This is a genomic window from Nonomuraea sp. NPDC049480 (assembly GCF_044465905.1).
Classification (GTDB): Bacteria; Actinomycetota; Actinomycetes; order Streptosporangiales; family Streptosporangiaceae; genus Nonomuraea.
Genome location: NZ_JBITMD010000015.1, coordinates 181,149 through 198,633, shown reverse-complemented (window position 1 = coordinate 198,633; position 17,485 = coordinate 181,149). Strand labels below are relative to the sequence as shown.

General features: G+C 70.2%; 15 protein-coding genes. 9 read left to right on the top strand and 6 right to left on the bottom strand.

From position 1 onward, the window contains the following. Positions 1–145 precede the first annotated feature (145 nt). On the top strand, positions 146–1,051 hold the full coding sequence (locus ACIBX3_RS36365) for a ubiquitin-like domain-containing protein (RefSeq protein ID WP_397125055.1): 906 nt from the start codon (positions 146–148) through the stop codon (positions 1,049–1,051). A 14-nt stretch (positions 1,052–1,065) separates the two neighbouring features. Here the strand turns inward: ACIBX3_RS36365 and ACIBX3_RS36360 are convergent, their stop codons facing one another. Next, positions 1,066–2,265, bottom strand: a complete 1,200-nt coding sequence (locus tag ACIBX3_RS36360; RefSeq protein WP_397125054.1) for a hypothetical protein — start codon at positions 2,263–2,265, stop codon at positions 1,066–1,068. After that, a complete protein-coding gene (locus ACIBX3_RS36355; RefSeq protein ID WP_397125053.1) occupies positions 2,262–4,289 on the bottom strand; it encodes a serine/threonine protein kinase in 2,028 nt (675 codons plus the stop codon). Before ACIBX3_RS36355 ends, ACIBX3_RS36360 begins: the two co-directional genes overlap by 4 nt. 67 nt (positions 4,290–4,356) lie before the next feature. Between ACIBX3_RS36355 and rsmA the strand changes: the two genes are divergently transcribed. The 4 genes from rsmA to ACIBX3_RS36335 all read left to right on the top strand — a co-directional run bounded on the left by rsmA (position 4,357) and on the right by ACIBX3_RS36335 (position 9,052). Next, entirely contained in the window at positions 4,357–5,196 is an 840-nt protein-coding gene (gene rsmA / locus ACIBX3_RS36350; protein WP_397125146.1) for a 16S rRNA (adenine(1518)-N(6)/adenine(1519)-N(6))-dimethyltransferase RsmA, read from the top strand. A gap of 192 nt (positions 5,197–5,388) precedes the next feature. Next, positions 5,389–5,910: an NlpC/P60 family protein gene (locus ACIBX3_RS36345; protein ID WP_397125052.1), complete on the top strand. Its 522-nt coding sequence runs from the start codon at positions 5,389–5,391 to the stop codon at positions 5,908–5,910. Positions 5,911–6,080: 170 nt separating this feature from the next. Further along, a complete protein-coding gene (locus ACIBX3_RS36340; protein WP_397125051.1) occupies positions 6,081–7,001 on the top strand; it encodes a 4-(cytidine 5'-diphospho)-2-C-methyl-D-erythritol kinase in 921 nt (306 codons plus the stop codon). Between the two features lie 185 nt (positions 7,002–7,186). Beyond that, positions 7,187–9,052, top strand: a complete 1,866-nt coding sequence (locus ACIBX3_RS36335) for an ABC-F family ATP-binding cassette domain-containing protein (protein ID WP_397125050.1) — start codon at positions 7,187–7,189, stop codon at positions 9,050–9,052. 105 nt (positions 9,053–9,157) lie between these two features. Here ACIBX3_RS36335 and ACIBX3_RS36330 read toward each other — a convergent pair whose 3' ends face one another. Beyond that, positions 9,158–9,664 carry a MarR family winged helix-turn-helix transcriptional regulator gene (locus ACIBX3_RS36330; RefSeq protein ID WP_397125049.1) on the bottom strand — a complete coding sequence of 169 codons (507 nt, stop codon included), beginning with the start codon at positions 9,662–9,664 and terminating at the stop codon, positions 9,158–9,160. A gap of 69 nt (positions 9,665–9,733) precedes the next feature. Here ACIBX3_RS36330 and ACIBX3_RS36325 point away from each other — a divergent pair, with 69 nt between their 5' ends. From ACIBX3_RS36325 to ACIBX3_RS36310, 4 genes are read left to right on the top strand one after another with little or no spacing between them, the layout of a single operon-like run. Next, positions 9,734–10,492, top strand: a complete 759-nt coding sequence (locus ACIBX3_RS36325; protein ID WP_397125048.1) for a trans-aconitate 2-methyltransferase — start codon at positions 9,734–9,736, stop codon at positions 10,490–10,492. After that, entirely contained in the window at positions 10,489–10,836 is a 348-nt protein-coding gene (locus tag ACIBX3_RS36320) for a glyoxalase (RefSeq protein WP_397125047.1), read from the top strand. Before ACIBX3_RS36325 ends, ACIBX3_RS36320 begins: the two co-directional genes overlap by 4 nt. Positions 10,837–10,888: 52 nt before the next feature. Further along, entirely contained in the window at positions 10,889–12,367 is a 1,479-nt protein-coding gene (locus ACIBX3_RS36315) for a CHAD domain-containing protein (RefSeq protein WP_397125046.1), read from the top strand. Then, positions 12,364–13,539, top strand: coding sequence for a cytochrome P450 (locus tag ACIBX3_RS36310; protein WP_397125045.1), 1,176 nt, complete (start codon positions 12,364–12,366; stop codon positions 13,537–13,539). Before ACIBX3_RS36315 ends, ACIBX3_RS36310 begins: the two co-directional genes overlap by 4 nt. Here ACIBX3_RS36310 and ACIBX3_RS36305 read toward each other — a convergent pair whose 3' ends face one another. From ACIBX3_RS36305 to ACIBX3_RS36295, 3 genes are read right to left on the bottom strand one after another with little or no spacing between them, the layout of a single operon-like run. After that, the gene (locus ACIBX3_RS36305) at positions 13,540–14,694 is read right to left on the bottom strand and encodes a substrate-binding domain-containing protein (RefSeq protein WP_397125044.1); all 1,155 of its coding nucleotides are present in this window, start codon (positions 14,692–14,694) and stop codon (positions 13,540–13,542) included. Positions 14,695–14,744: 50 nt separating this feature from the next. Next, positions 14,745–15,854, bottom strand: coding sequence for an ABC transporter permease (locus ACIBX3_RS36300; RefSeq protein WP_397125043.1), 1,110 nt, complete (start codon positions 15,852–15,854; stop codon positions 14,745–14,747). After that, a complete protein-coding gene (locus ACIBX3_RS36295; protein WP_397125042.1) occupies positions 15,854–17,356 on the bottom strand; it encodes a sugar ABC transporter ATP-binding protein in 1,503 nt (500 codons plus the stop codon). The genes ACIBX3_RS36300 and ACIBX3_RS36295 overlap by 1 nt, the downstream gene beginning before the upstream one ends. Positions 17,357–17,485 lie beyond the last annotated feature (129 nt).

Genomic DNA, 17,485 nt, shown 5'->3' with positions numbered 1-17,485 from the left:
CCCTCGCTGGTTACGCAAGTTACCGCTCTCGGGCCTGAGCGTTCGCCGCCCTGTGTTAATGGTCGCGCTCACTTGGGCCCTCGCTGGTCACGCGAGCTACCGCTCTCGGGCCTGAGCGTTCGCCGCTCCTCACCGGAGGTGGTTCTTGCGAGGCAGGAGACGTGCGCCGCGTCCCCCGATCCCGTGGCGCTCCCCATGGACGCCGGTGGTGTGCCTGGCGGCGGCCGTGGCTGCAGGCGTGCTCGTGGCCGTGTCGTCCATGGCCAAGGACGTGACCGTGATCGTGGACGGCAGGGCGATGGCGATACGCAGCTTCGCCGGCTCCGTACGCGACGTGCTCGGCGACGCCGGGGTCTCGCTGAGCTTCGGCGACGTCGTGCACCCGCCCGCGCAGGAGGACGTTTCGGACGGCACCACGATCGAGGTGCGCCGCGCCCGCCCCATCACGCTCACCCTGGACGGCCGCACCAGCAAACACCTGGTCACCAGCACGAGGGTCGGTGACGCCCTGGCCGAGCTGGAGATCTCGCCGGCGGCCGGCAGGGTCTCCGCACCCCGCGACGGGACGGTGCCGCTGTCGGGGATGGCGCTCACCGTCTACACCAAGCGCAAGGTGTACGTGGTCACCGGCGCCACGCGGCTCACCTCCCGCACCACCGCCCGCACCGTCCGCGAGGTGCTCCGCCAGAAGCGCATCGACCTGCACCGCGGCTATCAGGTCACTCCGCCGCTCGGCAGCTTCCCGAAGGACGGCACGGTCATCATGGTCACCGCGCCCCGCACCGTCCAGGTCCAGCCGGACGTCGCCGTCCTGAACTGGCAGGCGCTGGCCGAGTGCGAGTCGGACGGGAATCCGCAGGCGTACAACCCGGACGGGCCGTACTACGGGATGTACCAGTTCAGTCTGCCCATGTGGAAGGCCGTCGGCGGCATGGACCTGCCGACGGCCTGGCCGGCGGAGGAGCAGACGTACCGTGCGCAGCTCCTCTACCAGCACGTGGGCGGCCGCTGGCAGGGCCAGTGGCCGCACTGCGGCGCCCACCTGTTCTAACCGGACACCGCCTTCTAACCGGACACCGCCACCCCGAAGTCGGCGCCCTGCGGCGGCTGGAACGGCTCCAGGCTCTCGGCGTTCCGCCCGGCCACCGTGACCTTCCCGTACGGCTGCGCGTCCGGCTGCCCCACGAACAGCTTGTTGCCGCTGAAGGCGACCGACCAGCCGAACAAACCTTCGCCGTCCGGCAGCTTCCGGTCCTCGGCGTCGCTCTTCCAGGAGACGATCCGGACGCCGCCGCCATAGGGAGCCCCGATGGCCAGTCTGCCGTCCGCCGAGGCGGCCAGCGAGAACCCGAACGCCTGCTTGCCGCCCTGCGTCACCGTCCTGATGGGCTTCTTGGCGGGGTTGAGCAGCTGAACGTATCCGGGGCCGGGGGAGCTGACCGCGTAGCCGGAGCCCGCGGAGTACGCCACCGCGTAGCCGTACCGGTCGCCGGAGGCGTTGGTCGGCGAATCCAGCTTCAGGCTCGTGATCTGCGGCGCGAGGGGGTCGTCGATGAACACGACCGACCCCGAATCGATCTTGCCTGCCTCGACCTGGCGGCCCGCACCGTCGTCGTTCTCGTACGGGACGCCCACGACGAGCGTCTTCTCGAACCCGAACGCCATCGACCAGCCGAACTGGTCGCCGACCTCGCTGTTGCCGCGCACGTCGACGCTCTCCTGGCTGATCCTGCGCAGCTGGCCCGTGCCCTTGCGCACGTAGATCGCGCCCACGTCGAGGAGTTGCTTCTCGTCCTCGTACGGCGCCCCGATCGCCACCACGTCTCCTTGCGCCGCCAGCGACCAGCCGAAATGCGCGAACCGCTGCGGCTGCGTGGCGATCAGGCGCTGCGGGGGCTTGGTCCCGCCGCCGTAGACGACGTACGCGGCGCCGGCGTCCTCCGCGCCGTCCACGTCCGCGTACGGGGCGCCGACGACCAGGTCGGCGCAGGCGTCGCCGTCCACGTTCGCCAGCCGCGCCGACCAGCCGAAGGCGTCGCCCCTGACCAGGCCGGGCACGGAGACGGGGACGACCTTGCCGCCGGACAGCACGTGCACGGCGCCCTTCTGGTCGTCGGCGAACGGGTCGCCCACCACCACGTCGTCCGCGCCGTCACCGTCGAAGTCGGCGGCCCCCGCGCAGGCCGCCGCGCCGGCGGCGGCGGCCGGGACCATCGTCATCCCGCCCGCGAGCAGCAGCGCGACGAGCATCTCCCTGATCCTCACAGCGCCACCTCGATCTGCTTGCCGTTCTCGAGCATGGTCGCCGTCAGCTTCACGGGCTTGCGGTATGTGGCCAGGTCGAACACGAAGGCGCTGTCCACGCGGCCGCCGGGCAGGATGGCGGGGGGCAGCGTGACGGCGGCCGGGTCGTGCTCGCCGCCCCGGTCGTCGACCATGCTGACCACCGGCTGGACCAGCGTGCGCCGCTCGCCGCCCGGGTTGAGCATCGTCCAGCGGATCACGCAGAGCTGGCCCTGGGTCGCGGTCTTGCCCTCGTACTCCTTGAGGCCGCACTCGGGGGCGCCCGCGACGATCGCGATCGGGTCGTCGAAGTTGTTGCCCAGCGGGAACCTGCGGCCCACGTCGTTGGGGCGGATGGTGGTGGCCGCCAGGGAGGGGTCGCCGGGGTTGGAGGTGACCGTGTTGCGGCCCGAGGTGACGATCAGTACGGCCACCGTGACGACGATGGCCAGCACGGCCGCGGCGGCGGCGATGAGCCACCGGGTGCCCGTGGCTCTCGTGCCGTCGAGGGTGTCGGGCTCGCTCGGGAGGAGCTCCGGGGTGCCGCGGACCGTCCGATCGCCCGGCTGGGTGTCGGCGCGCCGCTGCTCCGAGGCCTCCATCTGGCGCAACTGCTCCTGGCCCGGGATGCCGGCGGCCTGCCGGGGGAGCTCCTGCGCGGGAATGCCCGCAGCCTGCCGCAGCTGCTGCTGCGGCGGGATGCCCGCGCCTTGTCCCGGCGGGCCGGCGGGTTGACGCGCCTGCTCCTGCCTGGGGACGGCGCCCTGCTGGGGTTGTGCCTGCGGCTCCGGCGTTCCCGGAGCCGATTGCGCCGCCTCGGCCTGGGACTTCTTCCGATCACCTCTCCGGAAGAACCCGCGCGCCCGCGCATCGCCCTTCGCCGATGTGTCGGACTCGGCGGGCCAGCGGGCCAGCTCCTCCTTGGCCGCCGCCTCCTCCCTGCGCGCCAGCTCCTCGACCGACGCGGGCCCCGAGGGACCGGAGGGCGCCGCGGAAGTGACCTCGGGCCCGCCCGGCCCTCTGCCCGTGGCGTCGCTGGGCGGCGGCGTCGTGAACGTCGCCGTGATGTCCGGCTCGTCCACGACGTTCTGGGGCGGCTGCCAGTCGCTGAGCATCTCGGTCGCGACCAGGGTGGGCGGATTGATCGACGGCGCCGGCGTGTTGCCGCCCACCAGCGCGATCAGGAGATCCTGCGCCGTCGGACGCTGCGCGGGATCCATCGAGGTGGCCAGTCGTACCAGCTCGTTCAGAGGCGCGGGCAGCGCACCCAGGTCCGGCGGGGTGTTCAGCACGCGGTGGGCCATCGTGATGGGGTCGCCGCGCCCGAACGGGTGCCGCCCGTTGCCCGCGTACGCCACCAGGCAGCCCCAGGCGAAGATGTCGACCGCCGGGCTGAGCGCCTCGCCGCGCACCTGCTCGGGCGCCCACCACCCCGGACTGCCGAGCAACTCGCCGGAAAGCGTGAACCCCGTCTCCCTGTCGAGCGCCCTGGCGATCCCGAAGTCGATCACCCGTGGCCCGGACAGCGAAAGGATCACGTTGGCGGGCTTCAGATCCCTGTGCACCAGCCCGGCCACGTGGATGGCGGCCAGCGCCGCCGCCACTCCCAGCCCGACGCCGTGTAACGGCCCCGGATCCAGAGACCCATATGTCGTGATCTGATCGGACAGCGGGGTGCCCGCGATGTACTCGGTCACCATGTACGGCCGGCCGTCGCCGGTGTTGCCGTTGTCCAGCACCTGCGCCGTGCAGAAGGACGCCACCCGGCGAGCGTTCTCGACCTCGGCATGGAACCGGGCCGCGAACCCCTCCTGGTTGGCGAACTCCGCCTTCACGACCTTGAGCGCGACGAAACGTCCCGTCGGCGCACGTGCGAGGAAGACGGTCCCCATACCGCCCTCGCCGAGTCGCCCCAGCAGGCGGTACGGCCCGATCTCCCGCAAGTCCGTCGGGCGGAGCGGCGCGGCGCCCGTTGGCTCCATGAGGGACGTCCCTTCCTGTTCCACGCCATCCTCTCCTTTGGTCTCCCCATCCGCCATCGCAGGTTCTTCGATGCGGGAGACTGGTTGGATGATGAGGCTGTTGGGCCCTGTAGAAATACGTATTTTGGCGGATAAGCTGAATCTTCGTCCGACAAAAAAGCTTGGCCAGAACTTCGTGATCGACGCGGGGACGGTCCGGCGCATCGTCCGCGTGGCCGATCTGTCGGAGAATGACGTGGTCATCGAGGTGGGACCGGGGCTGGGTTCGCTCACCCTAGCGCTCCTGCCGCCGGCCGCGCATGTGGTGGCCGTCGAGATCGATCCGGTGCTCGCCGCCCAGCTCCCCATCACCGTCGCCGATCGCGGTCTGTCCGACAAGCTGACGGTCGTCAACGGCGACGCCATGAAGGTGACCCTGGACGATCTGCTGGGTTTCACCCCTACCGCCCTGGTCGCCAACCTCCCGTACAACGTGGCCGTCCCCGTGGTGCTCCACCTCCTGGAAGTCCTCCCGTCCCTGCGCAAGGGGCTGGTCATGGTGCAGTCCGAGGTGGCCGACCGCCTCGCGGCGGGTCCCGGCTCGAAGGTGTACGGAGTGCCGTCGGTCAAGGCCGCCTGGTACGCGGACGTCCGCCGGGCGGGCCCGGTCAGCCGTACCGTCTTCTGGCCCGTCCCCAACGTCGACTCGGGCCTGGTCTCCCTCACCCGCCGCGAACCGCCTGCCACGTCGGCCTCCCGCGAGGCGGTCTTCGCGGTGGTGGACGCCGCCTTCGCCCAGCGCCGCAAGACTCTGCGCGCGGCCCTGGCGTCGTGGGCGGGCAGCGCGCCCGAGGCGGAGAGCATCCTGCGCGCGGCCGGCGTGGACCCGTCGGCCAGAGGAGAGCAACTCGATGTCACGGCCTTCGCCCGCATAGCCGAGCTCAAACCCTGACCAGAGCCCATCGGCCTGCTCTGACCGCGCTTCGGTGAGCTGCCGCCCGTCCTCGACGCGCACCGGCATCCACAACCTTCCCTGCTCACTCCCTCTTTCCACAGAACCACGTTCGGCCCCACGTCGCCCCGCCTGGCCTGGCCATCCTGATCACGCATCATCCATCCGCATGATCGGACCAGGAGGCCAACGATGATCCGCCGCTTTCTTCTCGCCGTCACCGGCGGTCTGTTCATGACCCTCGCCGCACTCCCCGGCACGGCTCAGGCCGCCGTGTCCGTCAAGAAGGCGAAGGAGATACTGACCCGGGGCGAGATCGCAGCCTCCGCCGCAATCGGCCAGTTGGGCGTCTCCTTCTCCTGGGGCGGGGGCTCCGCGAAGGGCCCGACGTTCGGGATCGGCAGAGGAGCGGCCACGAGAGGCTTCGACTGCAGCGGCCTGACCCTCTATGCCTGGTCCAGAGCCGGCGTGACCCTCAGCCACTACACAGGCGCCCAGTTCCGCCAGGGTCGCAGGATCACCCTCGCCGCCCGCCGCACGGGGGACCTGCTCTTCTTCGGCGGCGGCACGGGCGACCCCACCCACGTGGCCCTCTACCTGGGCGGAGGCCTGATGATCCACGCACCCAAGACCGGCGACGTGGTGAAGAAGACCGCCTTCCTCAGGTCGCCCTACTACCGCACCGCCTTCCGGGGCACCGTACGCCCGGGGTGACTCCTCGTTGTCGGCCATGAGGAAGACAAATATCCACCAACTTGACTCTGCGTGGCGGGGAAGAGGCCGTTCCTTCGGTCATATTTCGAGAACCGCATGTCAGGGCTGCGTACGCCGATAACATCGAGTGTCCGTTGACCCCGGCAAGCGATGAGAGTGGCAGTAGATCGATGAGTTCGGTGACCGTGCGTGTGCCAGCGAAGGTCAACGTGCAGCTTTCTGTCGGCCCGCTCAGGGAAGATGGTTACCACGACTTGGTCAACGTCTTCCACGCCGTGTCGATCTTCGATGAGGTGGTGGCCAAGGAGTCCGAGTCGATCACTGTGACGGTGACCGGGAAGTGGGCCGACCAGGTGCCGGTCGACGACAACAACCTCGCGATCCGGGCCGCGCGGGCACTCGCCAAGCACGCCGGACGCACCTACGGCGCCGACCTGGTCATCCACAAGGACATCCCCGTGGCGGGCGGGATGGCGGGCGGCAGCGCGGACGCCGCCGGCGCTCTCGTGGCCTGCAATGAGCTCTGGGGGCTCGGGCTGCCGTTCGACGACCTCATGGAGATCGCCGGAGACCTCGGCAGCGACGTGCCGTTCTCGCTGCTCGGCGGCACCGCGGTCGGCACCGGCCGCGGTGAGCAACTGACCGAGCTCCCGACCGGCGGCATCTTCCACTGGGTGTTCGCACCGGCGAACGGCGGCCTCTCCACGGCCAGCGTGTACGCCGAGTGCGACCGGCTCCGCGAGGCCTCGGCGGCCGAGGTGCCCTGGCCCCAGCTGAACGACTCCCTGGTAGAGGCCCTCGGCACCGGCGACGCCTACGCCCTGGGCGCTCACCTGAGCAACGACCTCCAGCCCGCCGCCCTCAACCTCCGCCGCGAACTCGCCACCACCCTGGACGCCGGCCGCCAGCATGGAGCGCTGGGCGCGATCGTCTCCGGCTCGGGCCCCACCTGCGCTTTCCTCGCCATCGACGCCCTGCATGCCCGCGACCTCGCCCTCAGCCTGACCACCACGGGCGCCGCCCACACAGCGGTGGCCGCGCACGGTCCCGTGCACGGCCCGGTCCACGGCACCGTCGTCCCCAAGCACTGAGCGCCCCAAGCACTGAGCGGCAGCGGGTCCCCGTTGTTCAGGACCTGCTGTTCGAGCCGGGCGGCGCGCATGCCATCCACGGCCGGAGGACGACACGGGGCGGGCTTCCCCAGTCCCGATCTGTAGCTCTTCGCCTCCCGGCCAGGGAGGGAGTGGTCGTAACCCCCGGCTACCCTTGGAACGTCATGAATCTGGTTAATCTTGAGTCGGTTTCCCATGCCTACGGTCCCAAGCCGCTCCTCCACGACATATCCCTAGGCGTCGAGGCAGGAGAGCGCATCGGCGTGGTCGGCCGCAACGGGGGCGGCAAGACGACCCTGATGTCCGTCATCGCGGGAGCCGTACGCCCCGACAGCGGGCGCGTCACCCACACTCGCGGGCTGCGGGTCGGCTTCCTCTCCCAGCAGGACGCCCTGGACCCGGCCGTCACCGTACGAGAGTTCGTCCTGGGCGGGATGGCCGAGCACGAGTGGGCCGGCGAGCAGCGGGTGCGCGAGATCCTGTCCAACCTGATCGGCGACCTCGACCTCGGCGCGAAGACCGCCGACCTCTCGGGAGGCGAGCGCAGGCGTACGGCGCTGGCGAAGCTGCTCATCGACGACCATGACCTGATCATGCTGGACGAGCCCACGAACCACCTCGACATCGAGGCCATCGCCTGGCTCGCCGCACACCTGGTCACCATGAAGAGCGCGCTGGTGGTCGTGACGCACGACCGGTGGTTCCTCGACGCCGTGTCCACCCGTACGTGGGAGGTCGTGGACGGTCGCGTCGAGCGATACGAAGGGGGCTACGCCGCCTACGTGCTGGCCAAGGCGGAGCGGGCGCGGATCGCCCAGGCCGCCGAGGACCGTCGCCAGAACCTCATGCGCAAGGAGATCGCCTGGCTGCGACGCGGCCCGCCCGCCCGTACGTCCAAGCCGAAGTTCCGCATCGACGCCGCCCAGGCGCTGATCGCGAATGAGCCGCCGGCGCGCGAGACCGTCGAGCTGATGCGGTTCGCCGCGGCCCGGCTCGGCAAGACCGTCTACGACCTGGAGAACGTCACCCTGCACGCCGGCGGACCGGACACGGGGCCGCTGGTGCTCGACCGCTGCACGTGGCAGTTCGGGCCGGGCGACCGCGTCGGGCTGATCGGCGTCAACGGGTCCGGCAAGTCGTCCGTGCTCCGCTTGCTCGCCGACACGATCGAGCCCGACTCCGGCCGGGTGACCAGGGGCAGGACGGTACGCCTCGCGCACCTGTCCCAGGAACTCGCCGAGCTGGACCCGACGCGGCGGGTGCTGGAGTCGGTCGAGGAAGTACGCAAGTACCTCCAGGTCGGCAAGAAGGAGTGGTCCGCCTCCCAGCTGCTCGAACGCCTGGGCTTCCGGGGCGACGAGCAGTGGAAGGTCATCGGCGACCTGTCCGGCGGTGAGCGCCGGCGGCTGCAGCTGCTCAGGCTCCTCATGGATGATCCGAACGTCCTGCTGCTCGACGAGCCCACCAACGACCTCGACATCGAGACGCTCAACGAGCTGGAAGACCTGCTGGACGCCTGGCCCGGCACGCTGATCCTGGTGAGCCACGACCGCTACTTCCTGGAGCGGGTGACCGATCGGTGCGTGGCGCTGCTGGGCGACGGCAAGCTGTCATTGCTGCCCGGCGGGGTGGACGAATACCTCGAACGGCGTGCGGCCGGCACGGCGTTGACCGCCCGCCTGGCGACCGCGGCGTTGTCGGCTCCCGCCGGTCCCGCAGGCGTTGCGGGCGACTCCCGGGCGACGACGGCGGGATCGGTCGCCGAGGGCTCGGCCGCGGGAGCGCCCGGCCAGGCGAAGACGGAGTTGTCGGCCAAGGAGGAACGCGAGCTTCGCAAGGAGCTCAACCGCCTGGAACGCCAGCTCGACAAGCTGACCGACCAGGAGGCCCGCCTCCACGCGGCCATGGCGGACGCGGCCAGCGACTACGCCAAGCTCGGCACGCTGGACTCCGAACTGCGGGAGATCACGGCCCAGAAGGACACGATCGAAGCGGAGTGGCTGGAAGTCGCCGACCGCCTCGGCGACTGACCAGCCCTTCCCGAGTCCGCGGCGTCCGCCGTTGCCCGCACGGGCATCGGCGGAAGACCGATTGCAGCTCGCGGCAATGTGGCACCACCGCAAATGGAGACCACCCTAGCGGGGAGAGTCGAACGGGGCGAGGAGGGTGCGGAGGAGGGAGGCCAGGGCACGCTGATCGTCGAGACCAAGCCCGGACAGCAGGTCGTGCTCGCGCCGCAGCAGGTCGGCGAAGGCCGCGTCCACCCTGGCCAGCCCCGTGTCCGTCAGGGACACCAGTACGCCACGCCGATCCTCCGGATCCGGCCGCCGGCGCACGAGCCCGGCGGCGGCGAGGCGGTCGATGCGGTTCGTCATGGTCCCCGAGGTGACCAGCGTCGCGCGGAGCAGCGTTCCGGGACTGAGCTCGTACGGCTTCCCGGCCCGTCGCAGCGCGGTCAGCACGTCGAACTCCCAAGGCTCCAGATCGTGCTCGGCGAACGCGGCCCGCCGGGCCCGGTCGAGATGCTTGGCGAGTCGTGACACTCTAGAGAGCACCTGGAGCGGCTCGACGTCGAGGTCGGGGCGTTCGGCTCGCCAAGCCGCGACGAGGCGATCGACCTCGTCCCTAGCATCCTCCGTCATGACATAGAAGTGTACTGTCTTGACATCGAGATATCTCTCTCGATATCAATTATCTTTATGTCAAGAGATATGTGGGACCCAGTCACCTACGCGGTTTACGCGGACGAGCGGTCGCGGCCGTTCCTGGAGCTGATCTCCAGGGTTGGCGCGGTCAACCCCGATTATGTCGTGGACGCCGGTTGCGGAAGCGGTGAACTCACCGTTGAGCTGGGTAACCGCTGGCCCGACGCGACGATCGAGGGCTTCGACTCCTCGCCCGCGATGATCACCAAGGCCCGCCAGCTGGAGACGCCGGTGAGGTTCGCGGTCGCCGACGTGGCCACCTGGCGCCCGGACCGGCCGATGGACGTGATCGTCTCCAATGCCGTCCTCCAGTGGGTGCCCTCGCATCGCGACGTGCTCGAGCACTGGATGGAGGAGCTGGCCCCCGGTGGCTGGCTGGCCTTCCAGGTGCCGGGCAACTTCGACGCGCCGAGCCACGTCGCGATCCGCGAGCTGTGCGCCTCGCAGGCCTGGGCCGACAAGCTCGGCGACTTCACCAGGGGCAACCCGGTCGACAACCCCGTCGAGTACCTCGATCTGCTCAACCATGGCGGCATGCGGGTGGACGCCTGGGAGACGACGTACGTGCACGTGCTCCAGGGCGAGACCCCGGTGCTGGACTGGGTCTCGGGCACCGCCCTGCGCCCGATCTTCGACCGGCTCGACGCGGGCGAGCAGCGGCGGTTCACATCCGGCCTCGCCGGACTGCTCGCGGAGGCGTACCCGGCGAGGAGCTACGGCACGCCCTTCCCATTCCGGCGGATCTTCGTCGTGGCGCAGAGATGATCAGAGGGCTGCATCACGTCCAGCTGGCCGCGCCCAGGGGCAGCGAGCCGCTCCTGCGGGAGTTCTACGTGGGTGTCCTGGGCCTGCGGGAGTTGCCCAAGCCGCCGGAGCTCGCCGCACGCGGGGGTGTCTGGTTCCGCGGTGACGGCGTAGAGATCCACCTCGGCATCGAGGACGACTTCAGGCCCGCGCGCAAGGCCCACCCCGCTTTCCTGGTGGACGACCTCGACGCGTATGCGGCGCGAATACCCGGCGCCGTCCCCGACGCTCTCCTGCCGGGATACCGGCGCATCCACGTCTCCGACGTGGTCGGCAACAGAATCGAGCTCCTGCAGGTCGTGTGATGTTCACTTTGTGGTGGCATCATGGTCCGAAATCGGACACTTGTGAGGCGTAGTGGGCATAGAGATCGAGGACAAGTTCGACGTTCCCTCCGAGTACACGATCCCGGATCTGAGCGGTCTGGCGGACGTCGTGGGCCCGAAGAGCCACCAGCTCGTGGCTCTGTACTATGACACGCCCGACCTGCGGCTGGCCGCCCGAGGCGTCACGCTCAGGCGCCGACGAGGCGGCGCCGACGCCGGTTGGCACCTGAAGCTGCCCAAGGCCAAGGGCGTGCGGCAGGAGATCACCCACCCGCTCACCCGCAGCACCAAGATCGTGCCTCCGGAGCTGGCCGAACTCGTGCGCGCCTACGCCCGCGGCGCCGAGCTCGAGGTGGTCGCCGAGCTGGACACCCGCAGGAACGTCACGCTCCTGCACGACGGCGACACCATGCTGGTCGAGATCGCCGACGACCGCGTCAAGGGCACCGACCGCAGGGAGGGCGGCAACGTCGTACGGTGGCGGGAGGTCGAGGCCGAGCTGCTCGACGACAGCCGGCAGGCGCTGCTGGCCAAGGTCGGCAAGCGGCTCAGAAAGGCGGGCGCCACGCCCTCCGGCGCCGCCAGCAAGCTGGCCAGGCTGCTCGAACCCACCCCACCGGCCAGGGCTCGCACCGTGCCCGGCTCGGCCGGCGAGGTCGTCGTCGGCTACCTGGCGAGCCAGGTGAGTGCCCTTCTCTCGCAGGACCCCCGGGTACGCCGGGCCGAGGACGACGCCGTCCACCAGATGCGCGTGGCGTGCCGGCGGCTGCGTAGCGCGATGAAGGCGTTCAAGACCGTGGTCATGGACACCGAGGAGCTCCAGGAGGAGCTGCAGTGGCTCGGCACCGTGCTCGGCGAGGCCCGTGACCTCGAGGTCACCAGGGCCAGGTTCGGCAAGCTGCTCGCCAGGGTCGCGCCCGAACTGATCCTCGGCCCGATCCAGGCCAGGCTCGGCTCTGACCTGCTCGAACGTGAGCAGGAGGCGTACGTCCGCATCAAGGAGGCGCTGAGCGGCGACCGCTACTACGCCCTCCTCAACGCCCTCGACGCGCTCGTCGCCGGGCCGAAGCTGGGCAAGGCGGCGGCCAAGCCGGCACAGGAGCAGCTCAGCACCATCGCCTCGGCGAACTGGCGAAGGGTGACCAAGGCGTACGACACCGCCCAGGCCATCGAGGACCTGGAGCGCCGCGAGATCGCCATGCACGACGTGCGCAAGGCGGCCAAGCGCGCCCGCTACACCGCCGAAGCGCTCACCCCGGCGCTCGGCAAAGACATGGCCCGGCTGGCTAAGCTGGCGGAGGACATTCAGGAAGTACTGGGGACGCACCAGGACGGCGTGGTGGCGCAGGAAACGCTGGCTAAGGAGGCGGAGAGCGCACGACAGGCGGGCGAGGACACGTTCACGTACGGGCTGCTCGTCGGGATAGAACGCAACACCGCAGAACGGGCTCACGCCGACTTCCCCAGGGTATGGGCGGAAACTGTCAAAGCAGTGGGGAAGCTTCTATGAGCACTCTTCCGGTCATTCCCTTCCAGCGCAGCGACCTGCTCGACATGCCCCCGGAATACCGGGAGCTCAGGGTCAGGGAGGGCATCGCCAGAGTACGCACCCGGATGGGCGGCGAAGCCTGGCTGGTCAGCGGGTACGAAGACGCCCGCAGGCTGTTCAACGACGCCCGCCTCGGGCGCTCGCACCCGGAGCCGGACAAGGCCGCGCGGCTGTCGGCCTCGGCCATACTCGGCGGCCCTCAGGGCGACATCGAGACGGAGAAGGCCGAGCACGACCGCATGCGCAAGCTGTTCATGCCGTCGTTCTCGGCTCGCCGCATGAAGGCGCTCACGGACCACGTGGGTTTCCTGGTCGACGAGCGGCTCGACCACCTCGCCAAGCTCACGCCGCCGGTGGACCTGCACGCCGAGCTGTCCTTCCCGCTGCCGGTGCTGGTCATCTGCCAGCTGCTCGGCGTGCCGTACGAGGACAGGGACTACTTCAGCGGCGTGTCGGAGCGCATGGGGGACATGCTCGACCCGACCAAGAGCGAGGCCGCCCGAGAGGAGCTCGGCGCGTACATGTCGAGCCTGATCGAGCGCAAGCGGCACGAGCCAGCCGAGGACGTGCTGTCGGACCTGGCGGGCGAGCTGGACGACGACGGGACGATCGCCCGGCTGGCCGGCACGCTGTTGTTCGCCGGCCACGAGACCACGGTCAACCGCATCGACTTCGGCGTGCTGCTCCTGCTGGCCAACCCGGACCAGCTCGACCTGCTCAAGGCCGATCCGGGCCTGGCGCCGGGCGCGGTCGAGGAGATCCTGCGGGTGGCCGTGACGAGCCTGCACGGCCTGCCCAGGTACGCCCACGAGGACGTCGAGATCGGCGGCGTGACGATCCGGAGGGGCGACGCCGTCGTGCTCATGACGGGCGCGGCCAACCGGGACGAGCGGATCTATCCGGATCCGGACGAGTTCGACATCCGTCGTCCGCAAACCGACCCGCACCTGACCTTCGGGTACGGGCCGCGCTTCTGTATCGGCGCCAGCCTGGCCAGGGTCGAGCTGATCGCCGTGTTCAGCAGGCTGTTCCAGCGCTTCCCCACGCTACGGCTGGCCGTTCCGGCCTCGGAGCTGCGGCGCAGCGAGGGGAGGATCGCCGACGGGTTCGCCGAGCTCCCGGTCACCTGGTGACTACTTGCCCCAGATCTTCCGGTACGCGTCGCGGTAGCCCTTCGGATCCCAGGAGGAGCCGCCGCTGCTGTTGGCGGCCGTGGTGATGTGGACAGGTGCGACGATGCCGCTGGCGGGCTCGCCGGCGAAAGCCCGGTTGAACTCGTCGATGATCTGCCAGCCCTGAGCGGACAGCGGTTCCGGCACCGTGGCGGCCTGGAACACCTTGCTGTTGATGCGCTGGAAGGCGGACGGGTCGCCGTCGCCCGCACCGATGTTGAACGGGGCGCCCCCGCCCTCCTTGCCCGCCGCGCGCAGGGCGGGGGCGGCGTCGGCGAAATACAGGTCATTGATGGCCACGGAGTGCGTCCACTTGTCGCCGAAGCGGGACAGCAGGGAGGAGACCTCCTGCGGGGTGCGGGTGCTGGCGTCGGGGATGGGAATGTTCGACTCCGAGAGGAGTTCGACGCCGGAGCAGGTGGCGAGCTCCTTCTTGATCAGGTCCGACTTCCCCTTGGCGAAGGGTATGGACGCGTCGGTGAAGACGACCACACCCGCCCGGCCGTTGGACTGGCTGATGATCCAGTCCGCGCTGATCTTCGCGACGTCTTCGACCCTCGTGGTGATGTTGGTGAAGAGTTCGGGATCCTCGCTCGGGCCCGGCTGGGCGATGGCATGCCAGCCTATGAGGGGGATGCCCGCAGCGTCGGCCTGCGCCACCTGCTGTGCGGTCGACTTGGGATCGAAGCCGGACAGGACGATACCGGCCGGTTTGACGGCGACGGCCTGGCCGAGCGCTGCCTGGATGCCCGCCGGCGTGCCCTGCCCGTCGATGATCCGCACCTCCCAGCCGATGGCCTGCGCGGCTTCCTTGACGCCTTCTGCCGTGCCGGCGACCCCGGGGTTGGTCATGCTTTGAGCGACGTAGACGATGCTCTTGCCAGAGACCGCTTCCGGGCCGCCGGCCGGCCCGGCCCAGGGGGCGTTCACGTCTTCGGCCTGCTCGACCGCCGTCTTCGCGGCCGCGAGGACGGCGGGGCAGCCTGCTTGCGAGGTGGCGGCGGCCGCGGTGGCGGCGGTGGTTTCCGACCCGCGCGTGCAGCCGGTGACGGAGGCGGCGGCCACGGCCAGGGCGGCCATGAGGCGCAGGGTTTCCTTGCGGGTGAGGTGTGGCACGGGAACTCCTTGACGGCATGCGGAACAGGCGGGGGCCTTGGGGATGTGGGCTAGGAGACGGGCCGGTGCTCACCGGGCGCCGATTCGGCGGCCGGCGATCCCGCGGTGTCGTCCGCGCCATCGGGCAGCGGCCGGCGGGTGGCGGTGGCGCCCGCGCGGAGCCTGCGGCGGGCGGAGACGCCGGCCAGGCCGACCGCGAGCAGCAGGGTGCTGCCGTTGAACAGCGGCGTCGCCCAGAAGGCGGCGCCGAACTGGCCGATGCCCGCGAGACCGATGGCCAGGATGGCGACGGCGACCACGGTGCCGGCGGCGTTGGCGCGGCCCGGCTTGATCGCGGTGGAGCCCAGCAGGGCGCCCACGAACGCGGGGAGCAGGTAATCCATGCCGACGCTGGGGTTGCCGATCTGCTGCTGCGCGGCCAGCAGGACGCCGGCGAAGCCGACTACCGCCCCCGAGCCGGCGAAGGCGTAGATGCCGTAGCGGCGGGTGGGGATGCCCACCAGTTCGGCGGCGCGGGCGTTCGAGCCGATCACGTACAGGTAGCGGCCGAGCGGCAGCCGCTCGAGCAGCAGCCAGAGCGCGGCGGCGAGGGCGAGCACGTAGAAGGCGGGCACGGGGAGGCCGAGTAGCTTGGAGTCGTACAGGTCCGTGAAGGCCGGAGGCAGGCCCTGCGGGCCCGGGACGATCCTGGCGCCGTCGGTGCTCCAGAGGGTGAGGGCGTACAGGACGCTGCCGGTGCCGAGGGTGGCGATGAAGGAGTCGATCTGGGCGAACTCCACGAGCACGCCGTTGAGCACGCCGACGATCGCGCCACCGAGGATGACGGTGATGCAGACCAGTGGCCAGGGCCACCCCTCGCCGACGATGAGCTGCATCGTCATGACGTGGGCGAGCCCCAGGCCGTAGCCGATCGACAGGTCGAACTTGCCGATGACGATGGGGATCATCGCGCCGAGCGCGAGGATGGCCGGGATCGACTGATTGGACAGGATCGACGAGGCGTTGGCCAGAGTCGGGAAGGTGCCTGGCATCGCGAGGGAGAAGCCGGCGAACAGCAACACGGCCAGGACGAGCAGGCCGTACGTGCCGATCAGGTGTCCACGCAGGCGGCCGGCCGCGGAACGCGTGGTGTGAGGGGAGGAGGCGGTGCGGGTCGCCATCACTCGTCCGCCGTTCCGGTCAGGGCCGGCCCAGTCAAAGCAGGCATGGCCGAGGCGGCGTGGGTGAGGTCGGTGACGGTGAGGTCCTCGCCGCTCAGCTCGGCGGTCACGGTTCCGCGTACGAACACCAGGGCGCGGTGGCACACGTTGGCTATCTCCTCGAAGTCGGTGGAAATGAGAAGGACGGCGAGTCCTTCTGCGAGTGCGTCGTCGAGCAGGCGGTAGATCTCGGCCTTGGCGCCGACGTCCACGCCGGCGGTCGGTTCTTCGAGGATCACCATGCGCCTGCTGATGCCCAGCCAGCGCCCGATCATGATCTTCTGCTGGTTGCCGCCCGAGAGGGTGGCGATCGGCGCCTCGGGGGCGGCGGGCCGGACGCCGAACCGCTCGACCAGGGAAGCCGCCTCGGTGCGCTCGCGCCGGGGGCTGATCCAGGAGAGGGCGGATCGGCCGCCGGCCCTGGGGTTGGCCAGGAAATTCTCCCGGACGGTGAGTTCGAGCGCGCAGCCCTCCTCGTGGCGGTTGCTGGTCACGAAACCGACACCTGTGCCGACGGCGGCGGCGACCGACCCGGGCCGGTACGGCTTGCCGTCGAGCAGCGCCTGACCGCCCAGAATCGGCCGGGCTCCGGCGAGGGCCCGGCCGAGTTCCATGTGACCCGCGCCGGTCAGGCCGATCATGCCGAGGACCTCCCCGGCCCGCAGATCCAGGTCGACCGGCCCGGTGCCCTGAGTGGTGACGCCGGTGAGGCGGAGCACGGTGGAGCCGGGGGTGCGAGAGCCGTGGGGCCGGTGGCCTTCGGGCTCGTGTCCCACGATGTCGTGGACGAGCCGGTCGGGACCGTACTCGGCGAGGAGGCCCTGGCTGATGAGGTGGCCGTCGCGCAGCACCGCGAAGTGGTCGGCCACCTGATAGACCTCGTCCAGTCGGTGGCTGACGTAGACGATGCCGTGGCCGCGGTCGCGCAACGTGTGCAGGACGTCGAACAGCCGCGCGCAGTCCGCGGCGGGCAGGCTGGCCGTGGGCTCATCGAGCACGATGAGGCCGGCCCGGATGGACAGCGCGCGGGCGATGGCGACGAGAGAGCGTTCGGCGCGGGTGAGATCGGCCACCGGCGTGTCTGGATGGAGGTGACCGGCGACGATCTCGAGGGCCTCGGCACAGCGCTCGCGCACCTGCCGCCAGGAGACGAGCCCCCCGCTGCGGGGATAGCCGGTGCCCAGGGCGATGTTCTCGGCGACCGTCATCCACTCGACCAGGCCGAGGTCCTGGTGGATGAAGGACATCTCGGCGGAGGCGGCGCCGCTGCCGAGGGGATGACCCGCCACGGTGACCCGGCCCTCGTCCGCGCGGTAGACGCCGGCGAGGATCTTGATGAGCGTCGACTTCCCCGCGCCGTTGTGACCCAGGAGTGCGAGGACGCTGCCTTTGTAGAGGTCGAGGTCGAGGTCGGCCAGTGCGAGGGTGCCGCCGAACCGCTTGCGCAGGCCACGGATGCTCACCAGCGGACTGGATGCTGCGTCGTCGGGAGCGTCATGCACGGACTTCTCCGGAGGATCTTCCGGCCGATGACCAATCCACCGGCTCGAACAGAATCCTGTACACTGACCAGCATGTTGGTCAATAGTTGA

Coding starts and splice junctions, on each gene's coding strand:
- ACIBX3_RS36345 (WP_397125052.1), top strand. CDS start 5,389: ATGATCCGCCGCTTTCTTCTCGCCGTCACCGGCGGTCTGTTCATGACC.
- ACIBX3_RS36300 (WP_397125043.1), bottom strand. CDS start 15,854: ATGGCGACCCGCACCGCCTCCTCCCCTCACACCACGCGTTCCGCGGCC.
- ACIBX3_RS36340 (WP_397125051.1), top strand. CDS start 6,081: ATGAGTTCGGTGACCGTGCGTGTGCCAGCGAAGGTCAACGTGCAGCTT.
- ACIBX3_RS36335 (WP_397125050.1), top strand. CDS start 7,187: ATGAATCTGGTTAATCTTGAGTCGGTTTCCCATGCCTACGGTCCCAAG.
- rsmA (WP_397125146.1), top strand. CDS start 4,357: ATGAGGCTGTTGGGCCCTGTAGAAATACGTATTTTGGCGGATAAGCTG.
- ACIBX3_RS36325 (WP_397125048.1), top strand. CDS start 9,734: ATGTGGGACCCAGTCACCTACGCGGTTTACGCGGACGAGCGGTCGCGG.
- ACIBX3_RS36310 (WP_397125045.1), top strand. CDS start 12,364: ATGAGCACTCTTCCGGTCATTCCCTTCCAGCGCAGCGACCTGCTCGAC.
- ACIBX3_RS36330 (WP_397125049.1), bottom strand. CDS start 9,664: ATGACGGAGGATGCTAGGGACGAGGTCGATCGCCTCGTCGCGGCTTGG.
- ACIBX3_RS36320 (WP_397125047.1), top strand. CDS start 10,489: ATGATCAGAGGGCTGCATCACGTCCAGCTGGCCGCGCCCAGGGGCAGC.